Below are 22,251 nucleotides of genomic sequence, written 5' to 3' on the forward strand. Positions count from 1 at the left end.
GCGGCCCAGAGGCCGCATTGAGGAAGGATATTAAAACTCTTTACCCTTTAGGAGAGGGAGCGCATACATAAGAGTTGCATACAGTTTAATGGCGGATGTGTGTTTTGAAAATGTGACAAATTGACGCGCGGCAAACTGTCACTCGATATTGGATGCGATTTGTTCGGGAAAAAACGGGTATTACGGCGTAATACCCGTTAACGGAAAACTTAAGCGTCCTGCTTACTAGGATTGTTAGTCCAGAACGGCAAGGATAGGATAAGCAGGCAAGCAAGCCAGCCAAGGAGTTGTTGGTTATATAGGGTATAGCTCAACGCAACGGGAAGGCCCTCGGATAAGCCGGGATGGGCTTGAATGAAATCGCGACCATCCAGAAAGGCTTTGGCTTCTCCCAGTATCAGTGCGATAGCGCCAAAACTAAGTAAATAAGCAAAGAACCGGTCACGGCGGCTTTGCAACCCCCCGCCAATTAGGCTATCAAACGCCAAAACTCGGCCATTGAATTTGCGCTCACTTAGCCATAAACAAGCAATCAAACCGATTACCCCAAAAGCCGGAACGGTGAATTGTTCGATCGGAAAGCTCAAATAACGGCCATTCATAGCCAGTCCGTAGGTTTTATAAAGCGCTAGCAATATAAAGATTAAATAACCGGCTCTCAAGCTATTGGCCAACTTAATGCAGCCTGATTTATCAATCAAAATATCGCTACCACGCTCAAGCAGTAGCGCGCCGAGAATTGTATTCGCGATTACCAGCGCTACGGTATAAAGCCTTTGCCAGGTGCTATAACTGGTGTACCAAAGAAAGTCGGCCAATGTCACCACGCAAACACTAAAGACTTGCGCCAGAGTGAAAAACGCTAACATGCGGATCAGCGAGACCTGCTCCAGCTTTTTGGCATACTTCACGATTGCCAGCAACCAGATCAGCGAGGCGACGGCAAAGCGGATCGGCCAATTGGGCGTTTCGTTGACCGGACCGGTCAACGGGAATACCGGTTCGCGGTCCGCCGAGAACAAGCCCCAGTTGGCGCCGACTACACCTTCCAACTCGCTTTTCCAGGGTTGGTTAAACGCTTCGACGATGTTGTAATCAAAACCATGGCGATTGGCGACCTGAATCATGCCGCGAATAAATTTGGCTTCGTTGACTACGCCGGGAATGGCCATGCCGCGCTGCCTGCCGGCACTGGGCCAGCCGGACTCGCCTATCAATATAGGTTTGCCGGGGGCGATGCCGCGGGCTTCGTCTTCCACCTGTTTGACAATTTTTTCCAGATGCTGCGAAGCGTTTTCCACTGAAATCGGCTCGTCTTCCCAGTACGGCAGAATGTGGATAGTGATGAAATCCACTTCATTGATCAGTTTGGGGTATTTCATATACATCGACCAAACGTCGGCGTAAGACACGGGTTGCTTGACCGCTTTCTTCACTTCGCGGATATAACCGATCAGTCGGTCGACATCCATATCACCACGCAACAGCACTTCGTTGCCGACGATCACTCGTTTCACGACGTCGGGGTTTTCATTGGCCGATTTGATCAACGCATTGACTTCATTACTGTTGTCTTTGTAACCGTAACCAAGCCAGGCGCCCTGGATCATTTTCAATCCGTGTTTGCGGGCTAACCCCGGGGTGGGTTGCTGGCCGCCAAGGCTGGAGTAAGTGCGGATGCTTTCGGTTTTGTCGGCCAGCAGGCGCAAGTCTTCATCGATATGCTCCGGCAACGGGAATTTTTCCTCCAGCGGACTAAAGCCCTCCCGGAACGGCGCGAAGGACAGGCTCATCAACTTGCCGGAGGGTACGTCAGTACCAGCGTCTTGCGGCTGATTGTTCAACCAGGCGAAACTGCCGTGAACTAAAAAAATGAAAATCAAACAAAGCAATACTCTGATGCTGGGCATAATCTGGCTGAGTGGTCTGTTGCAAAAATGTCGCGGATTGACTGGCAATAATCGCTCGTCATGGAATTATAAGGCATTAGCCGCCTTCCCGAATTACATCGTTTGGTAGCTGTGTAATAACGGTCAGGATTGTCGCGAGTTTATTAAATAATTACTGTACTTTACCCATGGGTTCTGGTTACAGTATCTGGCTTTTCTGATATTCGGAAACCTTTTTAAGGCTTCCGTCAATTCGTCTGTTTTATGAGGTTTTGTATGCATAAAAAGGTTATCCCCATTCTGTGTGGCGCCATCCTGCTTCCGGCGTCGCAATGGGCTATGGCAGCGGTAGACAAACTACCGGCGACCAATAGCGTCAAGATGGGTGCGGCAGAGGAAGTTTGTTCCGAATTTACCGATGCCAAGTGGCGTGATGCGCAAGTGATCGACGGAGTCGAAATACAAGAATCACGGATGTGTAACCCCGATAATCCTGCTGAAATCGCTGCTTTTGTTAAAGGCACCAATAACATTTCAATGTCTACCCTAATGGAGACACAACTCGCCGCTGATGCCATCACGCTCGGCGAAGATATGGACGGCGACGGCGACCCCGACCACTATATTATTAAGCTGGAAATTGCCGAACTGAACGGCCATTCGCCAGACATGAAAGATCCCACCACCACTTTTGACGTTGCCCCCGGCATCCAACCGACTTTCTGGGTCTACGCGCCGAAAACTCGCGATATGTCTACCTTGAGCTTGTACGAGCCGGTGGCGAACCCTTTATTGCGCGCGCCATCACCGACGATACGGGTCGAACAAGGCGATATTGTTTGGTTGGTTCTGGAAAACAGCCATTACTTTCCGCACTCAATCCACTTGCATGGTGTGGATCATCCGTACATGGATCATAGTGGTGAAGGTAACGATGGTGTCGGTCAAACCGGGCAGATGGATGTTTTGCCCGGCCAAAGCAAAACTTATGTGATCAAGCCGCGCCAACCCGGCACCATGTATTATCACTGCCATGTACAGCCGCACACCCATATTCCGATGGGTTTGCAAGGTATGTTTGTGGTCGAGGAAAATCGCCCCAATAACTGGGTACAGGTTTTCAATGTCGGTAATGGACAGGTTCGCCATCCCTCGGTAGCGGTCAAAGAAAAATATGCGGCCGAGTTCGATCTACACTATCAATCGGTTGATAAGGAATTGCATGAAATGGTGCGATCCGCTAATGATCCGCGGATCGTTGCCCGGCGGATGAATCAGGAATATGACATTACTGATGCTACCCCCGATTATTTCATGCTGAATGGTCGCTCATTTCCTTATACCTTAAGGGAATCGCTGATCCTGATGGAAGAAAACAAAAAGGTCAAATTGCGGGTGTTGAACGGTCATGAAGAAGCATTTGCACTGCACGTGCACGGTCACAAGCCGATGGTGACCCATTACGACGGCGTCGATAACGGTCCATCCTCTTATATTAAACGCGACGTGCACGGCATGGTGCCGGCCCAGCGTATCGATCTGGAATTGAGCGGGGTCGATGACGGTTTGAACAGCTTCGGCCAAGGCGTTTGGATGTTTCACGACCACGTCGAGAAATCCTTCACGACTAACGGTATCGGCGAGGGCGGCGACATCAGTTTGGTGGTATACAAAGGCTTTTCCGATGAGAAAGGTATCCCAAAAGTCCATGGCATGAGCTTAGCGCCTTACTTCACCAGAGAATTCTGGCAAGGTAAATATCCGGCCTGGCAGGATTACGATGCCTGGAAAAGCTTAGGCTTGCCGGAAATCAATAATAAAAAGCAAGTGGCTTTTGTGCCGCCACCGCCTCCCCCGTTGAATACGGGCGACGCTGCAGCGAAAGCGGAAGCAGCCGGAACTCAGTCGTCATTTCTCGGGCAATTGCTGTATGGCTTGATATTGGGTGGCTTGAGTTATGTCGGCTTTGCCAATCGCCAGCGGATCATGGCGATGTTTAAAAAGTAGTCTGTCACTGCTTCGCGTCAAACCAGCGCCGCTGCCGAGCTAAAGCCCGGCAGCGGCGTTTTGCTATCGGCCTACATGAAAGCCGCATGATGTCTTAAGCTGTGACGGTGATACAAAACAAGGCTGTATTGTTATGATCATGTCGAATTGTTCACCATCCTGCGCCCTAAAATCCGGCAAAAATTGGCGACCTACTGCCGTTGCTCTCATTTGGCACATCTCCCGCTTCCTGTCATTTGACCGAGACAATCAACTTTTTGATATCGGTTTGATCGCGCCTCTTTTCCCCGCGGCAAACAACTCGGCAATCCAGTCAACAATCAGGCAATATGCCGGACAATCACAATCGGGATTTGGGTGTTAGAATGCTCAGCCATTGATGTTAAGGGGACATTGTCGGCCATTGGTTGGCGCCATGTTCCGCAAGTAGGCGCTCGGATATCTAAGTAAAGAGGAAATTATGCGTAACTGGAAACTGTTGCCGGCGATCACTTTAGCAACCCTGGCGGCTGCTATTGTGCTATACGTCGCGTTCTACTTCGTGTTTCTCGATTTTTTCGTGGATTTATGGTGGTTCCGTTCGCTGGAATTCGAAGCTTACTTTTGGTTGAAATTACTCTACCGATTTATTTTTTCCGGTGCGGTTACTGCATTTTTCTTTGCTGTTTTCCTGTTCCACTTCTGGATTGCCTCTCGCTACCTGGGCCTGAACCCACCCGATGAAATATTGATGGACGATTCCAAGCGTCGGCGTTTTCAACGCTTTGCCGATGTGTTCATGAGCGGTTCGGCCCGAGTCTATACCCCCATTTCATTGCTACTTGCCGTAGTTATTGCTGTACCGTTCTATTTGCAATGGGAGCAGGCGCTGCTGTTTTTCTTCGGTAGCGCATCGGGTATCGTCGATCCGGTATACGGCAACGATGTCAGCTTCTACATGTTTTCCTATCCGATTTACATGCTGATTCAGAAGGAGTTGCTAACCACGGCGGTTATTGTGTTCTTGGCGACCGGTGTGCTGTACTGGATGGAGCATGTGTTTGTACCCAATCAAAGCAAGGAATTTCCACTGGGAGCGAAGATCCATTTGACGATGCTATTTGCATTTGTAGTGTTATTTGTGATTTGGGGCTTTTTGCTGGAACGCTTCGCCTTGTTATATTCGGCGGGTAATGAGCCGGTGTTTTTTGGCCCCGGTTTTGTCGAATTGCGTTACAAGTTGCCGATGATTTGGCTTGAAGTCCTGTTCTTTTTGGCGATTGCCATATCGGTAGTTTTTTACGCCTTGTCGGAGAGACATCGTAGCAAAACCCCGGTAATCGTTGCCTCCTTAGGGTTTTTGGCAGTTTGGGGCTTGCAAGGCTCCCATACCATACCGGAGTTGATTGAAAAATTTATCGTCAAGCCTAATTTTACCCGCACCGAAGGTGATTCGATTCGGCATAACATTGATGCCACCATGGCGGCATTCGATTTAAACAATATTAAAACCGTCGATTTTCAGGTCAATCTGGACGCCACCAAAGATATAGAAGCCTGGTCGACCAAAAAGCATTTCGAAAATATTCCGGTATGGGATCGCGAATTTCTGATCGACAGCTATATGCAGCTACAAGGAATTCGGCCTTATTATGGCTTTCCGACTGTCGATGAAGACCGATATTTCATTAACGGACATCATCAACAGGTCAATTTGGCGGCCCGTGAAGTCAACATCGACAAACTACCCAAAGAGGCGCAAAACTGGGAAAACACCCATTTGCGCTACACCCATGGGTACGGCGCGGTCATATCGCCGGCTGCTCAGGATGCCGGCATTCCTATCGTTTGGTACTTGCGCGATTTGAACATGACCTCGGATGTCGGATTTTCCGTGAAATATCCCGACATTTATTACGGCTTGGAGAAATATCGCTACGCGATCGTGCCAAACAATTTGGCTGTCACCGACATTTCCAGCACCGCGCCAGGGGAATCGCTGGATTATCAGGGTATCTCCGGCATACCGATTCCGTCGCTGTTCAGAAAAATGTTGTTCGCGTTTTATCTGAAAGACGAAAAAATCTTTTTCTCGCCAAACATATCCGCGCAAAGCAAGTTACTGCTGCGTCGTAATATCGACGAGCGAATTACCGCGCTAACGCCGTTTTTACATCTGGATAAAGATCCGTATTTAGTCGTTAACAAAGAACGCTTCTACTGGATACAGGACGCCTATACCTTATCCAATTATTACCCGGTCTCCAAACCGGCAGCCGACGATTATCTGGACGGCCAGCACAAGTTCAATTACATCCGTAACTCGGTAAAAATTGTGGTCGATGCCTATGACGGCAGCGTCGATTACTATATTTCCGACCCAAAGGATCCGATCATCAACGCTTATAACCGCGCGTATCCGGGCGTTTTCAAAAATTTGCGGGAAATGCCCGACGAGCTAATGCAGCACCTGCGTTATCCGCGCGACTTGTACTATATGCAGATGAAAATTTACGCTAAATATCATCAAAACAGCCCGGAGTTGTTTTATGAGCAGGCGGAAACCTGGCAATTCGCCTCCGTGGATGGTCAGCCGGTATTGCCCTATTTCATTACGATGGACTTTGATCGTTGCAACGATTTGGAGGAGTTTGTGATGATTAATCCGATGACCCCGATCCATAGGGACAATTTAAGCATGGTTGGGATTGCCGGCACAGTTGACGAAAAAAGTTGCGACCACAGTTACAAGCCGGGTATCACTATTTTCAAATTTCCTAAGGCCGTGCAGGTTAACGGACCGTCGCAGGTCAATGCGCTGATCGATCAAAATCCGGAAATTGCCTCGCAGTTTACCTTATGGAATCAACAAGGCTCGGAAGTTAAAAAAGGCCGGATGGTGATATTGACGATGGGTAATTCGATTTTATATGTGCAGCCTATTTATATGCTGGCGACCAAAACCAAGATGCCTGAGCTGGCGCGGGTAATTGTTTCGATAGGCAATCAGGTGGTGATGGACAAAACCTTGCAGGCGGCCTTCAGTCGATTGAAGGACTTGTTTATTAAGGGCGCAGCCGGATCTGTTTCAGGGATTTCGGCAGCCGAAGGCAAATAGGCGATTCAGCTGCCTTCTCAGGGGCAATATCAGCCAATCAATGCAGCAGCATGGAGCAAAGCCGGTCTTCCAACTCCATGCGTTCAGCCAGCCGTTCGCCAAGCATGGATAAATCCTGCGCCAGATTCTCGGTATTAAATTTACGCCTGCCGTCATCGTAAGTGTCGCTGAAAGTGACAGCCGACGCGGTAGTGCTGGAGAATGCCGGATATATCTTTTCAGCGTGAGACAGCGCTGAAGTTTGATGCTGCTTTTCGGCTATTAGATGTTCGTAGATGCTGAAGTGACCAAACGATATGTAATCTATCAGCAATTGCGAAAACTCAGACAGCATCGGCCTAATCGCGTTCTCGCTGGAGAATGGTTTCATTTCGGCAAGTTGGCAATACAAAGTCCATACGGCGGAGCGTTCTTCCTGCAATGCTGTCACCAGATGCAAGTTATTTGAACTGGTGTTGTTAGCTACGGAATTCATTTCAGTCACGGCACGTCTCCCCTTGAAAATTGACGAACCTTAAATTTATGTGAATTATCATGAATATTCAACAATTGATTAAAATATAAGGGAATTTTTCTTAAAAACTGTGATTGACTTTGCACCATCAACTTTTATCTTTGTCGCATTGCCCTGTGAGGCCAAGCCGTTAATCCAGGCTTGGCGGTTAAAAAAACTGCCGCAAAAACGACCCTTCGCAATATACCGTAACGCTGACATTGCTGTGGTGATTAGCGGTGTGGGCAAAATTGCGATGGCTGGCGCGGTGGCTTATACGCTGGCGCAGTTTCCTGAAGTTGCTCAACCTATTCTGCTCAATTTCGGCATAGCCGGGCATCGCCACCAGGCGCTAGGCAGTTGTTTTTTGGCCGATAAAATCACCGACACCGAAACCCAACGGCGTTTTTATCCGCAATTGGCTTTCGATGCACCTTGTCCGACGCTACCGCTAATCAGCTTGTCCAGGGCCGATGCCGAGTATAGCGACGATAATCTGCGCGATATGGAGGCTGCGGCGTTTTACGAAATAGCCGTTAAATTCAGCTCCAGCGAATTGATTCACTGTTTAAAAGTGGTATCGGATAATGCCGAATCGGCACTGGAGAATATCAATGAAGAATCGGTGGCTGCGTGGGTGCAGGCGCGTTTAGCTAGCGTGGAAGCTATGATCTCTGCGCTGACTAAGCTCAGGGGAGCGTTGCCGGCAACGGGAACCGAGTTATACAAACAGGTGCTTCGTCAGTTTCATTTCACCGCGACTAATGCGGCCAAATTAAATACGTTGCTGAATCGCTGGCAAGTATTAAGTGCTGGTGCGGTGTTTGATTCAGGTGAGGCGAACGCTGGAAGCGCTGCAGAGCTGTTGGTTTGGCTGGAAAGCCAGATAGAGAAAAAACTGTTTTATTTGTAGATTTGCCTGATCAGGCGACGAGAGCTTGGCGGAGGTGAAAAAACAGGGTGTCCTGAAGCAAGACACCCTGCGCGTAATGAGTTACAGCAATTTTTTCAAAGCTTCTGTGCCTGCTTTCGCTTTAGCCAAATGTTCTTTGGATTCTTGCAAATTAGCAGCTTTAGCAGAAGAGATGGCTGCTTTCAGGTGTTGTCTAACTTTAGAGTTATCTCTGGCAACTTTATCGTTGGCATTGATTTCTTCGGAAATATCAGCCGCTTTTTTGATCAGACCTGCAACTTCAGCGTCTTCAGCGCCATTGTTAATCGCAGTCTCGGCAGTAGCAATACGCTCCAGAACCATATTGATTGCATCGATAGGTTTGTAGCTAGTTCTGCCTGCTTCGGCAACCGCAGCGGTAGAGAAAGAACCCATGGCAGCAGCTAAAGAGAACGCGATAACAGCACTTTTTAAAATTTTCATGTATTGAACCTCACAGTTATTTTTATAAGAACATATAGCTGCTAACCCAACCGCTTTAACCACTACATGTTGGGCCGGGATGATAGCACAGTTCATTCTGTTTGCTAGTCTGTTTATAGCGGTTTTTATGGTTTTTTCGGCGGTGGAAAAATGCCGCTGCGGCCTTATTCGACGCTGACTAGCAGCTTATCCAGCCATGCGCTGGGCAGCAGCCGTTTCAACCAAGCAAACAAATGTGTGGGCACTGTCACCCGGTAGCGAATTTTCGGCCGATTCGACTCCAAGGCATGCGCCACTTTTTCCGCGACTGCGGTGGCCGGTAACGTAAACGGTGCGGCCGGGCCGGGCTTTTGCAGCCGGACTTCCATGGCTTTGTAGGTGTCTTTATGAAAACTATGCTCGGCATCGACATGTTTTTGATACAAAGCAAAGGCATTTTCCCGGAAACGGCTTGCTATCGGTCCCGGTTCGATCAACACGATATGAATGCCGGTGCCGCGCAATTCCAAGCGCAAGGTATCCGCCAAGCCTTCCAACGCGAATTTGCTGGCGTTATACGCGCCGCGAAACTTCATCGCCACGAACCCTAGTACCGAGCTGTTATAGATCACCCGGCCATGGCCCTGTTTGCGCATCAGCGGTAATAGCAGGTTGGTTAATTCGTGGGTGCCGAACAGATTGGTTTCGAATTGATGCCGCAGCACATCCCGACTCAAATCTTCCACGGCACCCGGCTGACCAAAGGCGCCGTTGTTGAACAGCGCATCGATCTTGCCGTCGGTCAGTGCGATTAGCTCACTCACCGCTTGGCAAATGCTATAAGAATCCGCCAAATCAAGTTGCAGACATTCGAAGCCTTCACCACGCAAACGCTCTACATCCTCGGGCTTACGCGCGGAGCAAATCACCCGATGGCCGCGCTGTTTCAAAAACAGAGCGGTGTGATAACCGATGCCGGAAGAGCAGCCGGTGATAAACAGCGTTTTGCCGACAATCATGGTTGAACGAGATCAGCCTCGTTGAACAAAAAGGTTTTGCCGCTGCTGCAATTAATCAGAAAATTTAGCTGATCCGGTTTGCTTTTCCCGGTTAGTTCATCGGCTTCGATGCGTTGACACTCGCCGCTGGCTAAGGCTTTTTGTGCGGCCAGCCTTCGGAATTTTTCGACATCCGGCAGGCGCGTTTCGAAGGGTTTGACTTGCGCGGGTAGTTTTTCCGGGTCGTAAGGTGGGATGGCGAATGCGGAAAATTGCATGGGGTTTTGCTTAATTAGCGTCTGGGTCATTTCACTCTGAACTCTGGCATCTTGCTTATTTTTGGCGATGGCGTCGAGTTTGGCCTGGTGCTCGGCTTGTTCCTGCGCAGACTGCTGCTTTTTCAATTCGGCTTCCGCGGCTTGCTGCCTTTCCAGCGCATTTAAATCGACGCTGCTGCCGGTTTTAGTATTCATCTGCACCGCTTTGTGTTCCACCGTGCAGGGCGACGATTGATAATTAGTGTGACCGCTTGCGTCAGTGCATTTAAAAACCCCGGCCCAACTGTCGACGGACAGGAACAGGGCAAAAACGAAGAACAGATTTTTCATTGGATTCCTGTTGATTAAACGCTAGGGCAAAACTATTACTCAGCTCGCGATCAGTGTAAATAAATTTTTTCTATTGCTCAGCGCCAGTCTTGCATCGCGCAAAAAAGCGGTGGTTTTGCCGGCTACTAATTTCCGGGCATGAGCTTGACGGCGAAGTGTATCAGTCTTTTCGGCAATATCCAGCCGCTTCAAACTCTGATCGTTTGCGGGAATTAAAGTCGCACGGGGTTGAGACCGCGATCAACGATTTTGGCACCGGCTATTCTTCTTTGAATAATCTTCGCCGTCTGCCATTGGAGTTTCTGAAAATCGACAAATCCCTTGTTTCGGACGCTGATATGGCCGCGGAAAGTAAAGCCATTATTCGGGCGATTTCGGCCATGGTCAAAAGCCTGGGACTAAAAACCATAGCCGGAGGCGTCGAACGGCCCGCGCAAGAATTGATTTTGCGGGAAATGGCTTGCGAATTTGGGCAGGGTTATCCGCATGCCAAGCCGATGGCCTATGGCAAATTGCTGGAATTTAGGAGTTCCAGGGCTTTGGTTGAGACACTTTGAGGCATATTTCTATCTGCCAACGGTTGAGCTTTTAGCGGAATTGTTGAGTCCAACGTGCTTAGTCCTGCGACAGGCTCAGTACCCGCAGGGCATGGAGACGAGGTATGTTATTGATTCCGTTCGTGATCCACTGCAAGAATGCGGGAGTTCGCAGGAGCAGTTGCCGAGAGCTTGTGAAGTCACTTGTGCCCTTTAGGGTATCTGTGGAATCAACTTCTTCAGAGTTTCCGTAATGGCGGCTATTTGTTTTTGCTAGCCTAATGATTTAGTCCAACCAAACAAATTGGCGTGAAAATCACGCCAATTTGGCTAATGGGAAAGAGTTCGAAAGCTGTTATGCCGAACGGCGACGGTTGAACCCAAACAACCCGGCGATAGAAGTGCCGAACAACCATATCGCAGCCGGAACAGGCACGGGGGTCGCCGAAGTGACAAAATGGCCGTCGTCGGCTAAACCGTTCCCGGCAGTAAAGCCATAATACAACTGATGACCAGCTGCCACTGCCGTACCCAGGTTGCTTAAATCCACTGACGTAGCGGTGACAGAAAACGTGCCCAAATCTGTATGGTAAATAGTGCCGGTCAGATCGCCAGTTTCATCCTGCAAACCCGATGGCGTGTAGGTAAAAGTAGCGCGCCATTGCCAGTTTGGGTCTCTGATTGAATCCCCCAAGCCTGTTTCGGTGTAGGCCAGCGGATTGACATCGCCATTTTGTAGAATCTGAATACTGGGAGATACCGGTTCGCCGCCGAAATTAAATGTATCGACAGCGAATGCCAGGCTGTTTGATAGTCCGGCGTAGCCCAAATCCGAACCGCCGCCGCCAATACCGGGTGCATCCGATAACGTGAAAGTTAAACCGTCGCCGCGAATACCGGTGTTGGCCGGAATAAAGAAATGAAAGTCAAAGCTGAAGGCTTGGTTGAAGTCTAGCGTGATCGCGGCCGGAGCAAATCCGGCGCCGGCGCTACCGCCAGTTCCCGGTACGGTCAACTCCAAGTTGCTGTAGGTAAAGCCATTGCCGGGAGTTGCGTTAATTGCAGTTGCCGAGCCATAAAGGCTCCATGTGCTGAAGTCTGTAAAGCCCGCTGCCAAACTCACACCTTGCGCGGAACTTGCGGTCGGTATGGCGGAAAGTGCCAATAAAGCTGAAGGTAATAAAATTTTAAATTGCATGGCGTTCTCCGAAGTTGCTGCGCTGTTGGTCTATCGTTTGATTTCAAGGGTTTGCGTAGTCAGTGCCTAAAGGTTTTCGACTATTCGTAAAACCACCAGCAAAATTGGCGCCACTCATGGTTAAGTGTTTAAAACTAATCGGGTTATTGAAGAGCGGCAGCGGAAGCCGCGTTGATTTTGGTCGCCAGTGTAAAAAAAACCAACACTTTCGCTTGGATGCTACAGCGAATTGATTGATGGCACCGCCACTTTGTTCAATGGTGTCGATGAGCATCCCGGCAACAACCGCCAACGCTCGGTTGTTGCCTCCGAGCTTTTCAGCGGCGCCATTTTATCCGTTGGCGGTGCCCACGAAACGTTTATGGCTACCGACAAGCGGTTTTGCCGTGCCGCTAAGCTTCTCGGTGGCAGCCATCAGTGCTGCTTAAACACCACCATGTGACAGTCGTATTCATCAAGCCGGCAAGTTATACTGCCCGCCAATTTTCGACCTAAGAGCACTATGCAACCCTACCTGGATCTCCTCGCCGACATCATGGCTAACGGCATCGACAAAAGCGATCGCACCGGTACCGGTACTCGCTCCTTGTTCGGTCGGCAGATACGCTACAACTTGGCGAACGGCTTTCCGCTGTTGACCACCAAGAAGTTGCATTTCAAATCCATTGCTTACGAATTGCTATGGTTTTTGCGCGGCGATACCAATATCCAATATTTGAACGATCACGGTGTAACGATTTGGGATGAATGGGCCACGCCGGACGGCGAGCTGGGGCCGGTATACGGTGCACAGTGGCGTAACTGGTTGGGGCCGCATGGCGAGCGTTACGATCAGATGCAGATTTTGCTGGACGGTTTAAAAAACAAACCGGATTCGCGCCGGCATATCGTCAGCGGTTGGAATGTGGCATTTTTGCCGGATGAAACCGTAGGCCCGCGCGAGAATGCTGCTGCCGGGCGCATGGCCCTACCGCCCTGCCATGTGTTGTATCAATTTTATGTGGCGAACGGCAAGTTGTCCTGCATGATGACCCAGCGCAGTGCCGATTGCTTTTTGGGTGTGCCTTACAATCAGGCTAGTGTGGCGTTGTTGACACATATGCTGGCGCAACAATGCGACTTGGACGTGGGAGAGTTGATCATGTCGTTCGGCGACGCGCATATCTATCGCAACCATTTCGAGCAAGTTGCATTACAACTCAGCAGGCAGCCATTGGCGCCGCCGCAACTGCAATTCAAGCGTCGCCCGGAATCGCTATTTTCCTATGAATTTGCCGACTTCGAGTTGCTGGGTTATCAAGCGCATCGGCATATCGCCGGTGCTGTTTCAGTTTAGGGAAGTAGGTAGAGACGCTGAATTATGCGTCTCTACCTATTTGATCGCGAATGGATCTATTTGTTGCCGGCCTTGATATGGCCGACGGCTTCTTCCGCCGCTTTCGTAGCTACGTCGGCATGGCCCATTTTGCCGTGCTCAATCGCACTTTCCAACGATTTTACCCCGGCATCGAGATGCGTTTTAGATTCGCCCTTGGCGACTTCGGCGCCTTTTTTGGCATGGGTTAAGGCGGCTTCGGCATGTTCCACCAAAATTGGGCTATGGCCGGCTTTACCGTGAGTGACCGCCTGATTTGCGTGCTCCAGTGCCGCGGCAGCGTGTTCTTCGGCGAATACGCCGGTGCTAGCGAACAGTAATGCACTAATAGAAATAGCTGTAAATATTTTCATAATTCCCCCGAATTGAATTGTTGTGATTTTTCGCACCCGTTCTGAATGCTAGCTAGTGACTTGATGCGCGGGAGTTTGGTTCCAAAATAAATGTGGCAATTTAAATTACTCGTTTTCTTATCGCTTTAGCGGGCGAATAAGGACGCTACCAATGTTTACCTTGCAAGCCGGGATAATCCTGGAAAGCTTGGCTTTGAATCCATTTTTGAGCATGAATAACGAAAAACGCCTGTTGATATTCCAGCGCTTGGCAGAAGCCACGCCCAATCCGACCACCGAACTAAATTTCACTACCCCGTTCGAATTATTGGTGGCGGTGGTGTTGTCGGCGCAAGCGACCGATAAGGGCGTCAACAAGGCGACTGCCAAGCTGTTTCCCGTTGCGAATACCCCGCAGGCGATCCTGGCCTTGGGTGAAGACGGTTTAAAGGAGCACATCAAAACTATCGGCTTATTCAACAGCAAGGCGGCAAATGTCATAAAACTTTGTCAGACTCTGCTGGAACAGCATGGCGGAGAAGTGCCGCGAGAACGGGAAGCCTTGGAGGCGCTGGCCGGAGTGGGCCGCAAAACCGCGAATGTGATTTTAAACACCGCATTCGGCGAGCCGACCATTGCCGTGGACACGCATATTTTCCGGGTTGCCAACCGCATAGGTCTGGCGCCGGGCAAAAATGTACTGGAAGTCGAGCGGAAGCTGGATAAAACCGTGCCCAAGGAATATAAGAAAGACGCACATCATTTATTGATTTTGCACGGTCGCTATATTTGCGTGGCCAGGAAGCCGCGTTGCGGTGCTTGCTGCATCGCCGATGTCTGCGAATTTAAGGCAAAGAATTTAGACTGAATATGCAATAATCAGAGTAGAGCCATAAAGATTACGCGTCAGTCGTAAGCCCCGGCAGTTATATGCTGGAGCAATATAATTAAAAAATCACACGAGAGGATAAACGCATGAAAAAATTTAATAAATCTCCGCTGGCCGCCGCGATGGGTGGTGCGCTTTTGTCCGGTATGGCTGTCAACGTGCAAGCCGATGCCAACCCATTCGCTGTTTCCGAGTTGTCCAGCGGCTATATGCAAGTTGCCGACAATCATTCCAACGGCAAAATTAGCCAAGGCGCTTGCGGTTCCAACGCGATGGACGGCAACGGCGTTAAAAAAGGCGAAGCAAAAAAAGCCGAAGCCAAGAAAACCGAAGGCTCATGCGGTGAAGGCATGTGCGGCGGCATGATGAGCGGCGGCAAAATGAAGAAAGGCATGGAGAGCGCTTGCGGGGCGATGATGAAGGGTAAAGAAGGTGCTTGCGGTATGGGTATGATGACTGGTGGCGGCATGATGAGTATGGGCAGCATGGGCGGCATGGATCACGGTGCAGACAAGCCTAAAAAAGCCGAAGAAGGCAGCTGCGGCGCCATGATGGGTGGCGACAAAAAAGCCGGCGAACATAGCTGCGGCGCCATGATGAAAGGCGAGGAAGGCAGTTGCGGAGGCAAAATGGATGCCGAAAAAGCGGCCAGCCATTAATTTCGACTTATCGCCAATAGACCGACACTATGGATTTTAATGATTTACAGCAGCTGGTTATCGATTACGGCTATCTAGCCTTGTTTATCGGTACGTATCTGGAAGGCGAAACCATTTTGGTTATCGCCGGCTTTTTGGCGCATGGTGGCTATCTGGAATTGGAATGGGTGATGCTGACGGCGTTTTTGGGTACCTTTGCCGGCGACCAGACTTTTTTCTATCTGGGCCGTTGGAAAGGTATCGCTTTTCTGGAGAAACGTCCGCTTTGGCACAGCAAAACCGACAAGGTTTTCGATTTGCTGCACAAGCATCAGATACCGGTGATATTGGGGTTTCGCTTTCTCTACGGCGTGCGTAACGTCACGCCGTTTGTGATCGGTGCCAGCAAGATTCATCCCTTGAAGTTTTTCTTGCTGAACTTCCTCGGCGCCGGCATTTGGGCGATAGCTGTCGGGTATCTGGGCTACACCTTCGGCGAATTTGCCGAGTCCATCATGGGCCAGGTCAAAAAATACGAAATGTATATCCTCGGCGTACTGGTTGCCATTGGCGTGGCCTTATTTTGGCGGTCTACGCACAAACCGGAAACGCCAGAAGCGCCGGAAGAGTAAGCCATGGATAGCGTTCGCAATCTCGTTCACGGTGCCGGCTTGGGTTTAAGGCGGTCATTTTTGGGTGAGATTGTCGAGCAACCGCCCGGTAACGTCGATTTTTACGAAGTGGCGCCGGAAAACTGGATGACCATAGGCGGCAAGTTCGGCAAGCAGTTTCGGGCCATGACCGAACGTTTTAATTTTGTCTGTCATGGCTTGTCTCTGTCGATAGGCAGCAGCGATCCGCTCGACGAACAGTTCGTGCGCCAACTTAAACTGTTCATGCGCGAACACGGTATCAAGTTCTACAGCGAGCACCTCAGCTATTGCAGTCACGGCGGGCACTTGTATGACTTGATGCCGATGCCGTTTACCGAAGACGCGGTTAAGCATGTCGCCGCGCGTATCCGCAGGGTGCAGGATATTCTGGAACAGCGCATGGCTATCGAAAATATTTCCTATTACGCCGCGCCGGGACAGGAAATGGCCGAGATCGATTTTTTCAACGCGGTAGTCACTGAAGCCGACTGCGATGTGCTGATCGACATCAACAATATCTACGTTAACAGCGTCAATCACGGCTACGATGCCGAGACCTTTCTGCGGGCCATGCCTGCCGAGCGCATCGCTTACGCACACATTGCCGGTCATTATGTGGAAGCAGAGGATTTTCTGGTCGATACCCACGGCGCGCCGGTGATCGATCCGGTCTGGACTTTGCTGGGCAAGGCTTACGAGCTGTTCGGCGTATTCCCTACCCTGCTTGAGCGGGATTTCAACATTCCTTCCTTGCTTGAATTAAGCAAAGAAGTAGACACCATCCAAGCCATACAGCAGCACTATGCGGCTGACCGGCAAAAACAGGTGGCCTGATGGCTGCCGATTTTCAGGCTACCCAAGGCCAATTTGCCGCTTATATTCGCGATCCGGAAAACAATCCACCGCCGGCAGATGTCGAGCCACGGCGCATGGCGATGTATCGGGAGTTGTTTTTCAATAATATCGATAGTTTTATTGCCAGTAATTTTCCAGTATTACGAGCTATCCTCGATGACACGCAATGGCTGGAAATCACCCAGGATTTTTTTACCCGGCATCGCTGCGAAACGCCCTATTTCTCGGAAATTGCCGAAGAGTTTTTAGCCTATCTGCAAAACGAACGTCACAATTCGGCCGATTATCCGTTTGTGTTGGAGTTGGCGCATTACGAATGGGTGGAAATGGCCTTGTCGATTGCCAAGGACACACCGATATTGGGCGACAGCAATTTTCTGGAGAACTTATTGCCGCGCAACATGGCGTTATCGCCCTTGGCCTGGCCCCTGCTGTACCGCTATCCGGTGCAGGCAATAGGCCCAGGCTTTTTACCGTTAGAGCCGCCGGAGCAACCCACTTGTTTGATCGTTTACCGCGACAATCTCGATCATGTGCATTTCCTGAAAACCACCGGTTTGACGATACGCCTGCTGCAAATTTTGCAGGATAGAGGACCGATGACAGGCGAGAGCTGTTTACAAACGGTTGCCACGGAATTCCCGCACCTCGATAGCCAAGCCTTAATGGCCAACGGCCCGCCAATGCTGCGGGAGTTAGCCGAGAAAGGCATTCTTATTCCAGCTGTTGACGCCTAAAGCTGTGTACCCAGACCAGTCCGTCCTCGTTCCACTCCATGCCGCTGTGCATTTTCAGTATTAAATCCTTGTACATTGCCAAGTTCGGATAACCTTCCGCCCTGGCATCCGCATCGCTCATATCCCCTATTCTCTGCCGCTCCACGCTAGTTACTTCAAATACTACGTCTTCCAATACAAAGGTTTCGCCGGGGTAAGCATATAAACCGTCGCGGCGTTGCTGGGTTTTTTCGCCGGCCAACGTTGCCGCCACCAATTTCGGGTGACGAACCAATCGATCGATGCTGCAAGATTTTTCGGGGTATTGAGTCATGAAAGCGAATGTCCTTGTAATACTGGATAAAACAGCTCGGCACTTTAAAAGCCTTGAACACGCATTGCAAGCGACATCCGTTAGCAAGTTCGCAAATTAAATATAAGTAGTGGGATTAGTACTACAGTTTAACGGGGGCTTTGTAGATAAACCGACTTTTCCTGCCTATACTTTTTTTCCAAGTTGAATTCAAGGCCACTGAACCGAAATGATCGACGGTAAGTGTGCTGCGAAATCATAAAAAACCAGGGAGATTAAGCCAACATGTCTATATTTCAATTCGCAATAATGATTTGCGTTGCATTGATTTCGGCAGGAATCGCCGCTTGGATTACCAAAGGACGCTGTATTACCGCCGCCCAAAACACCTTGGCCGACAAAGCGCCCGCCTTATCGGTAGCCGAAGTAGAAAAATATATTTCCGGTCTGGATCGGTTTGCCGAGCAAGTCACGCCGGTATGGGCAGCGCAAATCGATTCGACCCGGCAACAAATCGAGCAGGCGATTACTTTGTTGACCCAACGCTTTGCCGGGATCACCAGTAATCTGGATACGGCTTTGAGATCTTCTCATTCCACTCTCGGTGGCAATGGCGAAGAAGTATTCGTAAACAGCAACGCCCATTTGCAAAAAGTAGTTAGCTCCATGGATGCGGCCTTGCAAGAGAATTTGGCGGTCTTGCAAAAAATCCGCTCCTTGGCTGGATTTATAGATGAATTAAAACAGATGGCCAAGGAGGTGGCGCGGATTGCCGAACAAACCAATCTGATTGCCTTAAATGCCGCTATCGAAGCGGCTCGAGCGGGCGAAGCCGGCCGCGGTTTTGCCGTGGTAGCGGATGAAGTTAGAAAGCTATCCAACTTGTCCGGCGAAACCGGTAAGCAGATCGGCTCCAAAGTTGAGCAAGTTAGCTCAGCTATTCAAACCGCGTTGGTAGCGGTGGAAAAAAGTGCGCAAAACGAGGCCGAAGCCGTATCGACCTGTAACGGCAATATTCAAACAGTAATGGATAACTTGCATGATGTGTTTGCCAAATTGCAGAGCTATTCCAGCAACCTAAGCCATTCGGCGCTCGCCATAAAAGGTGAGATAGACGAATCCTTAGTGCATTTTCAATTTCAAGATCGGATCGGCCAAATTCTGCAACACGTCAAAGACAGCATTGCCGATTTCCCCAAGCAACTCAACCGCAGCCATGCCGGTGGCGTATTTGCATTGCAGCCGATAGATGCGGATCACATATTAAGCGGCTTGACCAGTACCTACACCATGGAATCCGAACACCAAGCCCATGGTCATGGCGGTCGAACAGTTGAACCTCAAACGCAAGAAATTACTTTTTTCTAGGATTTAAGCATATGGCAAAAACGATATTGGTAGTAGACGATGCGGCTTCAGTCCGTCAGGTAGTAGGTATTGCGCTGAAGGGCGCCGGTTATGAGGTGATAGAAGCGTGTGACGGCAAGGATGGGCTAAGTAAGCTCAACGGCCAGAAGATTCATCTAATCATATCCGACGTCAATATGCCTAACATGGATGGCATTACCTTCGTTAAGGAACTCAAGCAGCTGCCGGCCTATAAATTTACCCCGGTAATTATGCTGACCACCGAATCCCAGGAAGGCAAAAAACAGGAAGGCCAGGCGGCGGGCGCCAAAGCCTGGGTGGTCAAACCATTTCAGCCCGCGCAAATGTTAGCGGCGGTTTCCAAGTTAATTTTGCCTTGATAGGCGTATGAAGGGCGGAGTTTTCCGCTGTTTCATGCTGTTACTTCAGCCATTTCCATCGAGATCGCCCATGCCAAGCCTAACTATTAAAGACGAGTTAACCATTTATACCGCGGCGGATCAGAAATCCAACCTGCTGATGTTTCTAACGGCGGGTGACGATTTGGAAATCAATCTTGCCAACGTCACCGAAATCGATACTGCCGGCCTACAGTTGTTGATTCTAATCAAACGGGAAGCCGCGCATTTAGGCAAAAGCCTGCGCTTCGTCATGCACAGCAAAGCCGTGTTGGATGTATTGGAACTAGCGAATCTGACGGGTGCTTTTGGCGATCAGGTTGTACTGACGCAAAATTAAGGAGTATGCGAAATGAGTTTTGATGACCAAATGCGGGATGCTCTGAAGACTTTTGTGATTGAAAGTCTGGAGTTGTTGCAAGACATGGAAGACGGCTTACTCGGTCTGGAAGACGATCAGGAGCCATCCGAACGAATTAACGCCATCTTCCGAGCCGCACATACCATCAAGGGTTCGGCGGGATTGTTCGGACTGGATCACATCGTTGCCTTCACCCATGTGGTGGAAAGCGTGCTCGATACCTTGCGCGACGGAAAGTTGAGCGTTTCACCGGAACTGGTCGCCATCCTACTACCTTGCTGCGACCATATGATTGAGCTGATTCAAGCTGTGGCCGACGGTAATGTCAGCGCCAACCCATCAATGACGAATGCTGAACGACAGTTGCTCGATGGATTAGAGTCTTTTTTGAAGCCGGAGCCGAAGCAGGCTATGACTACCGCGCAGACTGCTGGCGAGCAGTTCGAAGTCAGCGGTGGCGGTGTAATCGACAGCGGCAATTGGCATTTGTTTATTCAATTCGGCGAGAACTGTCTACGCGACGGTATGGATCCGTTGTCTTTCATCCGTTATTTGGCAACGCTGGGTGAAATTATGTCGCTGACTACTTTCAGCCACGCGATGCCGGATGCCGAGAGCATGGATCCCGAAAGCAGCTACCTGGGGTTTGAAATTGTCCTAAAAAGCGACGCAGACAAAGCCGCTATCGAAAGCGTGTTCGATTTTGTGCGCGAAGGCAGTTACATCCACATTTTGCCGCTGGAAGACAAAATACCCTACTACGTCGAACTGATCAATTCGTTGGGCGAAGACAATGCCCAACTCGGCGAGCTATTGCTGAAAAGCGGGGTAATTACCCAACGCGAACTACAAGAAGGGCTCAATGCGCAACAGGCGCAGGTACCGCAACCGAACACACGCCTAGGCGAAATCTTGGTCGATCAACAAGTGGTGCAACAGCCGCTGGTTAATGCGGCGCTGGAAAAGCAACAGCAGATTAAAGACAACAAAGCCCGAGAAAACCAAACCATACGCGTCGACGCCGAACGCTTGGACAAACTAATCGATGTGATAGGCGAACTGGTTATTTCGGGTGCGGGCGTTAATCTGCGTGCCTTACAGACCAGCGATTCCGGGCTATTGGAAGCCACCAGCGAAATGATGCGCTTGGTCGAAGAAGTACGCGACGGTGCATTGCAACTACGCATGGTGGCGATAGGCGCCACATTCAGCCGCTTCCAGAGAGTGGTGCGCGATGTCGGCAAAGAGCTGGGCAAAGATATTAGCTTGGTCATTACCGGCGGCGATACCGAAGTTGACAAATCAGTTGTCGAAAAAATCGGCGATCCGCTGATGCACTTGGTCCGCAACGCCATGGACCATGGTATCGAGTCTGCCGAAGTCCGCGCGGCGCGTGGCAAATCCAGTCGCGGCGAACTCAGATTAAACGCCTACCACGAGTCGGGCAGTATCGCCATAGAAGTCAGCGATGACGGTGGCGGCCTTGATCGTGATCGTATTTTGGCAAAAGCCATCGAAAAAGGTTTGGTTCAACCCGATGCGAAGCTAAGCGATCAAGACATTTATAGCTTGATTTTTGAACCCGGTTTTTCCACCGCCAGCCAAATTTCCAATCTGTCCGGGCGCGGCGTGGGCATGGATGTGGTCAAGCGGAACGTTACCGATTTACGCGGCGATATCGAAGTTGAAAGCCGGCCTGGCCAAGGTTCCACCATCCGAATTCGTTTACCACTGACATTAGCCATTATCGATGGCTTCCTGGTGGGGGTGGGTAAGTCATCGTATGTGATTCCTCTTGACCGGGTTGTCGAGTGTCTGGAGTTGTCCGGCGATTTGAATAATAGGGATTACATGGATTTGCGCGGCGAAGTGTTGCCTTTTATCCGCTTGCGCGATCTGTTCAACATTAGCGGAGATCAACCGCGTAGACCTAATGTCGTCGTGGTGCATGCAGCGGGTGTCAAGACGGGACTGGTCGTTGATCGCTTAATCGGCGAGTTTCAGACTGTTATCAAGCCCCTTGGCAAGTTATTCGGCCATGTGGAGGGGCTGGGTGGATCCACTATTTTAGGCAGTGGCGAAGTCGCTTTAATTCTGGATGTACCGGTCTTGGTGAGTGCCTTTGAACATAAACTTCAGGGCAATATGCACTTAGCTCAGGCTTGAGCCAAAT

At 50.1% G+C, this 22,251-nt stretch carries 23 protein-coding genes; 15 read left to right on the plus strand and 8 right to left on the minus strand.

Features of this window, described 5'->3' with window-relative positions; translation table 11 throughout:
- Positions 1-209: 209 nt before the first annotated feature.
- On the minus strand, positions 210-1,910 hold the full coding sequence (locus tag ACR64Q_RS19075; protein WP_026602471.1) for a glycoside hydrolase family 17 protein: 1,701 nt from the start codon (positions 1,908-1,910) through the stop codon (positions 210-212).
- 255 nt (positions 1,911-2,165) lie between these two features.
- On the opposite strand from ACR64Q_RS19075, the gene ACR64Q_RS19080 reads away from it, so the two are divergent.
- Both ACR64Q_RS19080 and ACR64Q_RS19085 read left to right on the plus strand, forming a co-directional pair.
- A complete protein-coding gene (locus ACR64Q_RS19080) occupies positions 2,166-3,896 on the plus strand; it encodes a multicopper oxidase domain-containing protein (protein WP_026602472.1) in 1,731 nt (576 codons plus the stop codon).
- A 460-nt stretch (positions 3,897-4,356) separates the two neighbouring features.
- Positions 4,357-6,993 carry a UPF0182 family protein gene (locus tag ACR64Q_RS19085; RefSeq protein WP_313732743.1) on the plus strand — a complete coding sequence of 879 codons (2,637 nt, stop codon included), beginning with the start codon at positions 4,357-4,359 and terminating at the stop codon, positions 6,991-6,993.
- Positions 6,994-7,030: 37 nt separating this feature from the next.
- Here ACR64Q_RS19085 and ACR64Q_RS19090 read toward each other — a convergent pair whose 3' ends face one another.
- Positions 7,031-7,468, minus strand: a complete 438-nt coding sequence (locus tag ACR64Q_RS19090; RefSeq protein WP_313735041.1) for an Rsd/AlgQ family anti-sigma factor — start codon at positions 7,466-7,468, stop codon at positions 7,031-7,033.
- Positions 7,469-7,577: 109 nt separating this feature from the next.
- On the opposite strand from ACR64Q_RS19090, the gene ACR64Q_RS19095 reads away from it, so the two are divergent.
- Positions 7,578-8,399, plus strand: a complete 822-nt coding sequence (locus tag ACR64Q_RS19095; RefSeq protein ID WP_313732744.1) for a 5'-methylthioadenosine/S-adenosylhomocysteine nucleosidase family protein — start codon at positions 7,578-7,580, stop codon at positions 8,397-8,399.
- A gap of 81 nt (positions 8,400-8,480) precedes the next feature.
- On the opposite strand, the gene ACR64Q_RS19100 is transcribed toward ACR64Q_RS19095, so the two are convergent.
- From ACR64Q_RS19100 to ACR64Q_RS19110, 3 genes are all read right to left on the minus strand, one after another.
- Positions 8,481-8,861 (minus strand): hypothetical protein, encoded by a 381-nt coding sequence (locus tag ACR64Q_RS19100; RefSeq protein ID WP_020484391.1) that lies wholly within the window; start codon positions 8,859-8,861, stop codon positions 8,481-8,483.
- Positions 8,862-9,025: 164 nt separating this feature from the next.
- On the minus strand, positions 9,026-9,859 hold the full coding sequence (locus ACR64Q_RS19105) for an SDR family oxidoreductase (protein ID WP_313732745.1): 834 nt from the start codon (positions 9,857-9,859) through the stop codon (positions 9,026-9,028).
- A complete protein-coding gene (locus tag ACR64Q_RS19110; RefSeq protein ID WP_026602477.1) occupies positions 9,856-10,446 on the minus strand; it encodes a DUF4124 domain-containing protein in 591 nt (196 codons plus the stop codon). The genes ACR64Q_RS19105 and ACR64Q_RS19110 overlap by 4 nt, the downstream gene beginning before the upstream one ends.
- Positions 10,447-10,535: 89 nt before the next feature.
- On the opposite strand from ACR64Q_RS19110, the gene ACR64Q_RS19115 reads away from it, so the two are divergent.
- Positions 10,536-11,003 (plus strand): EAL domain-containing protein, encoded by a 468-nt coding sequence (locus ACR64Q_RS19115; RefSeq protein ID WP_269319479.1) that lies wholly within the window; start codon positions 10,536-10,538, stop codon positions 11,001-11,003.
- 334 nt (positions 11,004-11,337) lie between these two features.
- Here ACR64Q_RS19115 and ACR64Q_RS19120 read toward each other — a convergent pair whose 3' ends face one another.
- Positions 11,338-12,180, minus strand: coding sequence for a PEP-CTERM sorting domain-containing protein (locus tag ACR64Q_RS19120; RefSeq protein ID WP_313732747.1), 843 nt, complete (start codon positions 12,178-12,180; stop codon positions 11,338-11,340).
- A gap of 229 nt (positions 12,181-12,409) precedes the next feature.
- Here ACR64Q_RS19120 and ACR64Q_RS19125 point away from each other — a divergent pair, with 229 nt between their 5' ends.
- Complete coding sequence (locus tag ACR64Q_RS19125; RefSeq protein ID WP_313732748.1) at positions 12,410-12,622, plus strand: hypothetical protein; 213 nt, start codon at positions 12,410-12,412, stop codon at positions 12,620-12,622.
- Between the two features lie 60 nt (positions 12,623-12,682).
- On the plus strand, positions 12,683-13,516 hold the full coding sequence (locus ACR64Q_RS19130) for a thymidylate synthase (RefSeq protein ID WP_313732749.1): 834 nt from the start codon (positions 12,683-12,685) through the stop codon (positions 13,514-13,516).
- Positions 13,517-13,572: 56 nt separating this feature from the next.
- Here the strand turns inward: ACR64Q_RS19130 and smbP are convergent, their stop codons facing one another.
- Positions 13,573-13,908, minus strand: a complete 336-nt coding sequence (gene smbP, locus ACR64Q_RS19135) for a small metal-binding protein SmbP (protein WP_020484384.1) — start codon at positions 13,906-13,908, stop codon at positions 13,573-13,575.
- A 211-nt stretch (positions 13,909-14,119) separates the two neighbouring features.
- Here smbP and nth point away from each other — a divergent pair, with 211 nt between their 5' ends.
- The 5 genes from nth to ACR64Q_RS19160 all read left to right on the plus strand — a co-directional run bounded on the left by nth (position 14,120) and on the right by ACR64Q_RS19160 (position 17,659).
- Positions 14,120-14,755 carry an endonuclease III gene (gene nth / locus ACR64Q_RS19140; protein WP_313735043.1) on the plus strand — a complete coding sequence of 212 codons (636 nt, stop codon included), beginning with the start codon at positions 14,120-14,122 and terminating at the stop codon, positions 14,753-14,755.
- A 107-nt stretch (positions 14,756-14,862) separates the two neighbouring features.
- Positions 14,863-15,435: a hypothetical protein gene (locus tag ACR64Q_RS19145; RefSeq protein WP_313732750.1), complete on the plus strand. Its 573-nt coding sequence runs from the start codon at positions 14,863-14,865 to the stop codon at positions 15,433-15,435.
- A 29-nt stretch (positions 15,436-15,464) separates the two neighbouring features.
- Positions 15,465-16,046: a DedA family protein gene (locus tag ACR64Q_RS19150; RefSeq protein WP_313732751.1), complete on the plus strand. Its 582-nt coding sequence runs from the start codon at positions 15,465-15,467 to the stop codon at positions 16,044-16,046.
- A 3-nt stretch (positions 16,047-16,049) separates the two neighbouring features.
- Positions 16,050-16,901 carry an HvfB family MNIO-type RiPP peptide maturase gene (locus tag ACR64Q_RS19155; protein WP_313732752.1) on the plus strand — a complete coding sequence of 284 codons (852 nt, stop codon included), beginning with the start codon at positions 16,050-16,052 and terminating at the stop codon, positions 16,899-16,901.
- Complete coding sequence (locus tag ACR64Q_RS19160) at positions 16,901-17,659, plus strand: HvfC family RiPP maturation protein (protein ID WP_313732753.1); 759 nt, start codon at positions 16,901-16,903, stop codon at positions 17,657-17,659. Before ACR64Q_RS19155 ends, ACR64Q_RS19160 begins: the two co-directional genes overlap by 1 nt.
- Here the strand turns inward: ACR64Q_RS19160 and ACR64Q_RS19165 are convergent.
- Positions 17,637-17,972: an ASCH domain-containing protein gene (locus ACR64Q_RS19165; RefSeq protein ID WP_313732755.1), complete on the minus strand. Its 336-nt coding sequence runs from the start codon at positions 17,970-17,972 to the stop codon at positions 17,637-17,639. The genes ACR64Q_RS19160 and ACR64Q_RS19165 overlap by 23 nt on opposite strands.
- A 264-nt stretch (positions 17,973-18,236) precedes the next feature.
- Between ACR64Q_RS19165 and ACR64Q_RS19170 the strand changes: the two genes are divergently transcribed.
- From ACR64Q_RS19170 to ACR64Q_RS19185, 4 genes are all read left to right on the plus strand, one after another.
- Positions 18,237-19,319 (plus strand): methyl-accepting chemotaxis protein, encoded by a 1,083-nt coding sequence (locus tag ACR64Q_RS19170; RefSeq protein WP_313732756.1) that lies wholly within the window; start codon positions 18,237-18,239, stop codon positions 19,317-19,319.
- Between the two features lie 11 nt (positions 19,320-19,330).
- Positions 19,331-19,699: a response regulator gene (locus tag ACR64Q_RS19175; protein ID WP_020484376.1), complete on the plus strand. Its 369-nt coding sequence runs from the start codon at positions 19,331-19,333 to the stop codon at positions 19,697-19,699.
- Positions 19,700-19,769: 70 nt separating this feature from the next.
- Positions 19,770-20,057: an STAS domain-containing protein gene (locus tag ACR64Q_RS19180; protein WP_020484375.1), complete on the plus strand. Its 288-nt coding sequence runs from the start codon at positions 19,770-19,772 to the stop codon at positions 20,055-20,057.
- A 12-nt stretch (positions 20,058-20,069) separates the two neighbouring features.
- Entirely contained in the window at positions 20,070-22,244 is a 2,175-nt protein-coding gene (locus ACR64Q_RS19185) for a chemotaxis protein CheA (RefSeq protein ID WP_026602489.1), read from the plus strand.
- The last annotated feature ends 7 nt before the right edge of the window (positions 22,245-22,251 follow it).

Source organism: Methylomonas sp. 2F7 (assembly GCF_057126975.1).

What these genes read in the sequence shown, in the direction of transcription:
- smbP (WP_020484384.1), bottom strand. Translation starts at nt 13,908, where the DNA reads ATGAAAATATTTACAGCTATTTCTATTAGTGCATTACTGTTCGCTAGC.
- ACR64Q_RS19165 (WP_313732755.1), bottom strand. Translation starts at nt 17,972, where the DNA reads ATGACTCAATACCCCGAAAAATCTTGCAGCATCGATCGATTGGTTCGT.
- nth (WP_313735043.1), top strand. Translation starts at nt 14,120, where the DNA reads ATGAATAACGAAAAACGCCTGTTGATATTCCAGCGCTTGGCAGAAGCC.
- ACR64Q_RS19085 (WP_313732743.1), top strand. Translation starts at nt 4,357, where the DNA reads ATGCGTAACTGGAAACTGTTGCCGGCGATCACTTTAGCAACCCTGGCG.
- ACR64Q_RS19175 (WP_020484376.1), top strand. Translation starts at nt 19,331, where the DNA reads ATGGCAAAAACGATATTGGTAGTAGACGATGCGGCTTCAGTCCGTCAG.
- ACR64Q_RS19145 (WP_313732750.1), top strand. Translation starts at nt 14,863, where the DNA reads ATGAAAAAATTTAATAAATCTCCGCTGGCCGCCGCGATGGGTGGTGCG.
- ACR64Q_RS19100 (WP_020484391.1), bottom strand. Translation starts at nt 8,861, where the DNA reads ATGAAAATTTTAAAAAGTGCTGTTATCGCGTTCTCTTTAGCTGCTGCC.
- ACR64Q_RS19130 (WP_313732749.1), top strand. Translation starts at nt 12,683, where the DNA reads ATGCAACCCTACCTGGATCTCCTCGCCGACATCATGGCTAACGGCATC.
- ACR64Q_RS19170 (WP_313732756.1), top strand. Translation starts at nt 18,237, where the DNA reads ATGTCTATATTTCAATTCGCAATAATGATTTGCGTTGCATTGATTTCG.
- ACR64Q_RS19105 (WP_313732745.1), bottom strand. Translation starts at nt 9,859, where the DNA reads ATGATTGTCGGCAAAACGCTGTTTATCACCGGCTGCTCTTCCGGCATC.
- ACR64Q_RS19120 (WP_313732747.1), bottom strand. Translation starts at nt 12,180, where the DNA reads ATGCAATTTAAAATTTTATTACCTTCAGCTTTATTGGCACTTTCCGCC.
- ACR64Q_RS19080 (WP_026602472.1), top strand. Translation starts at nt 2,166, where the DNA reads ATGCATAAAAAGGTTATCCCCATTCTGTGTGGCGCCATCCTGCTTCCG.
- ACR64Q_RS19110 (WP_026602477.1), bottom strand. Translation starts at nt 10,446, where the DNA reads ATGAAAAATCTGTTCTTCGTTTTTGCCCTGTTCCTGTCCGTCGACAGT.
- ACR64Q_RS19155 (WP_313732752.1), top strand. Translation starts at nt 16,050, where the DNA reads ATGGATAGCGTTCGCAATCTCGTTCACGGTGCCGGCTTGGGTTTAAGG.
- ACR64Q_RS19160 (WP_313732753.1), top strand. Translation starts at nt 16,901, where the DNA reads ATGGCTGCCGATTTTCAGGCTACCCAAGGCCAATTTGCCGCTTATATT.
- ACR64Q_RS19185 (WP_026602489.1), top strand. Translation starts at nt 20,070, where the DNA reads ATGAGTTTTGATGACCAAATGCGGGATGCTCTGAAGACTTTTGTGATT.
- ACR64Q_RS19090 (WP_313735041.1), bottom strand. Translation starts at nt 7,468, where the DNA reads ATGAATTCCGTAGCTAACAACACCAGTTCAAATAACTTGCATCTGGTG.
- ACR64Q_RS19075 (WP_026602471.1), bottom strand. Translation starts at nt 1,910, where the DNA reads ATGCCCAGCATCAGAGTATTGCTTTGTTTGATTTTCATTTTTTTAGTT.
- ACR64Q_RS19150 (WP_313732751.1), top strand. Translation starts at nt 15,465, where the DNA reads ATGGATTTTAATGATTTACAGCAGCTGGTTATCGATTACGGCTATCTA.
- ACR64Q_RS19180 (WP_020484375.1), top strand. Translation starts at nt 19,770, where the DNA reads ATGCCAAGCCTAACTATTAAAGACGAGTTAACCATTTATACCGCGGCG.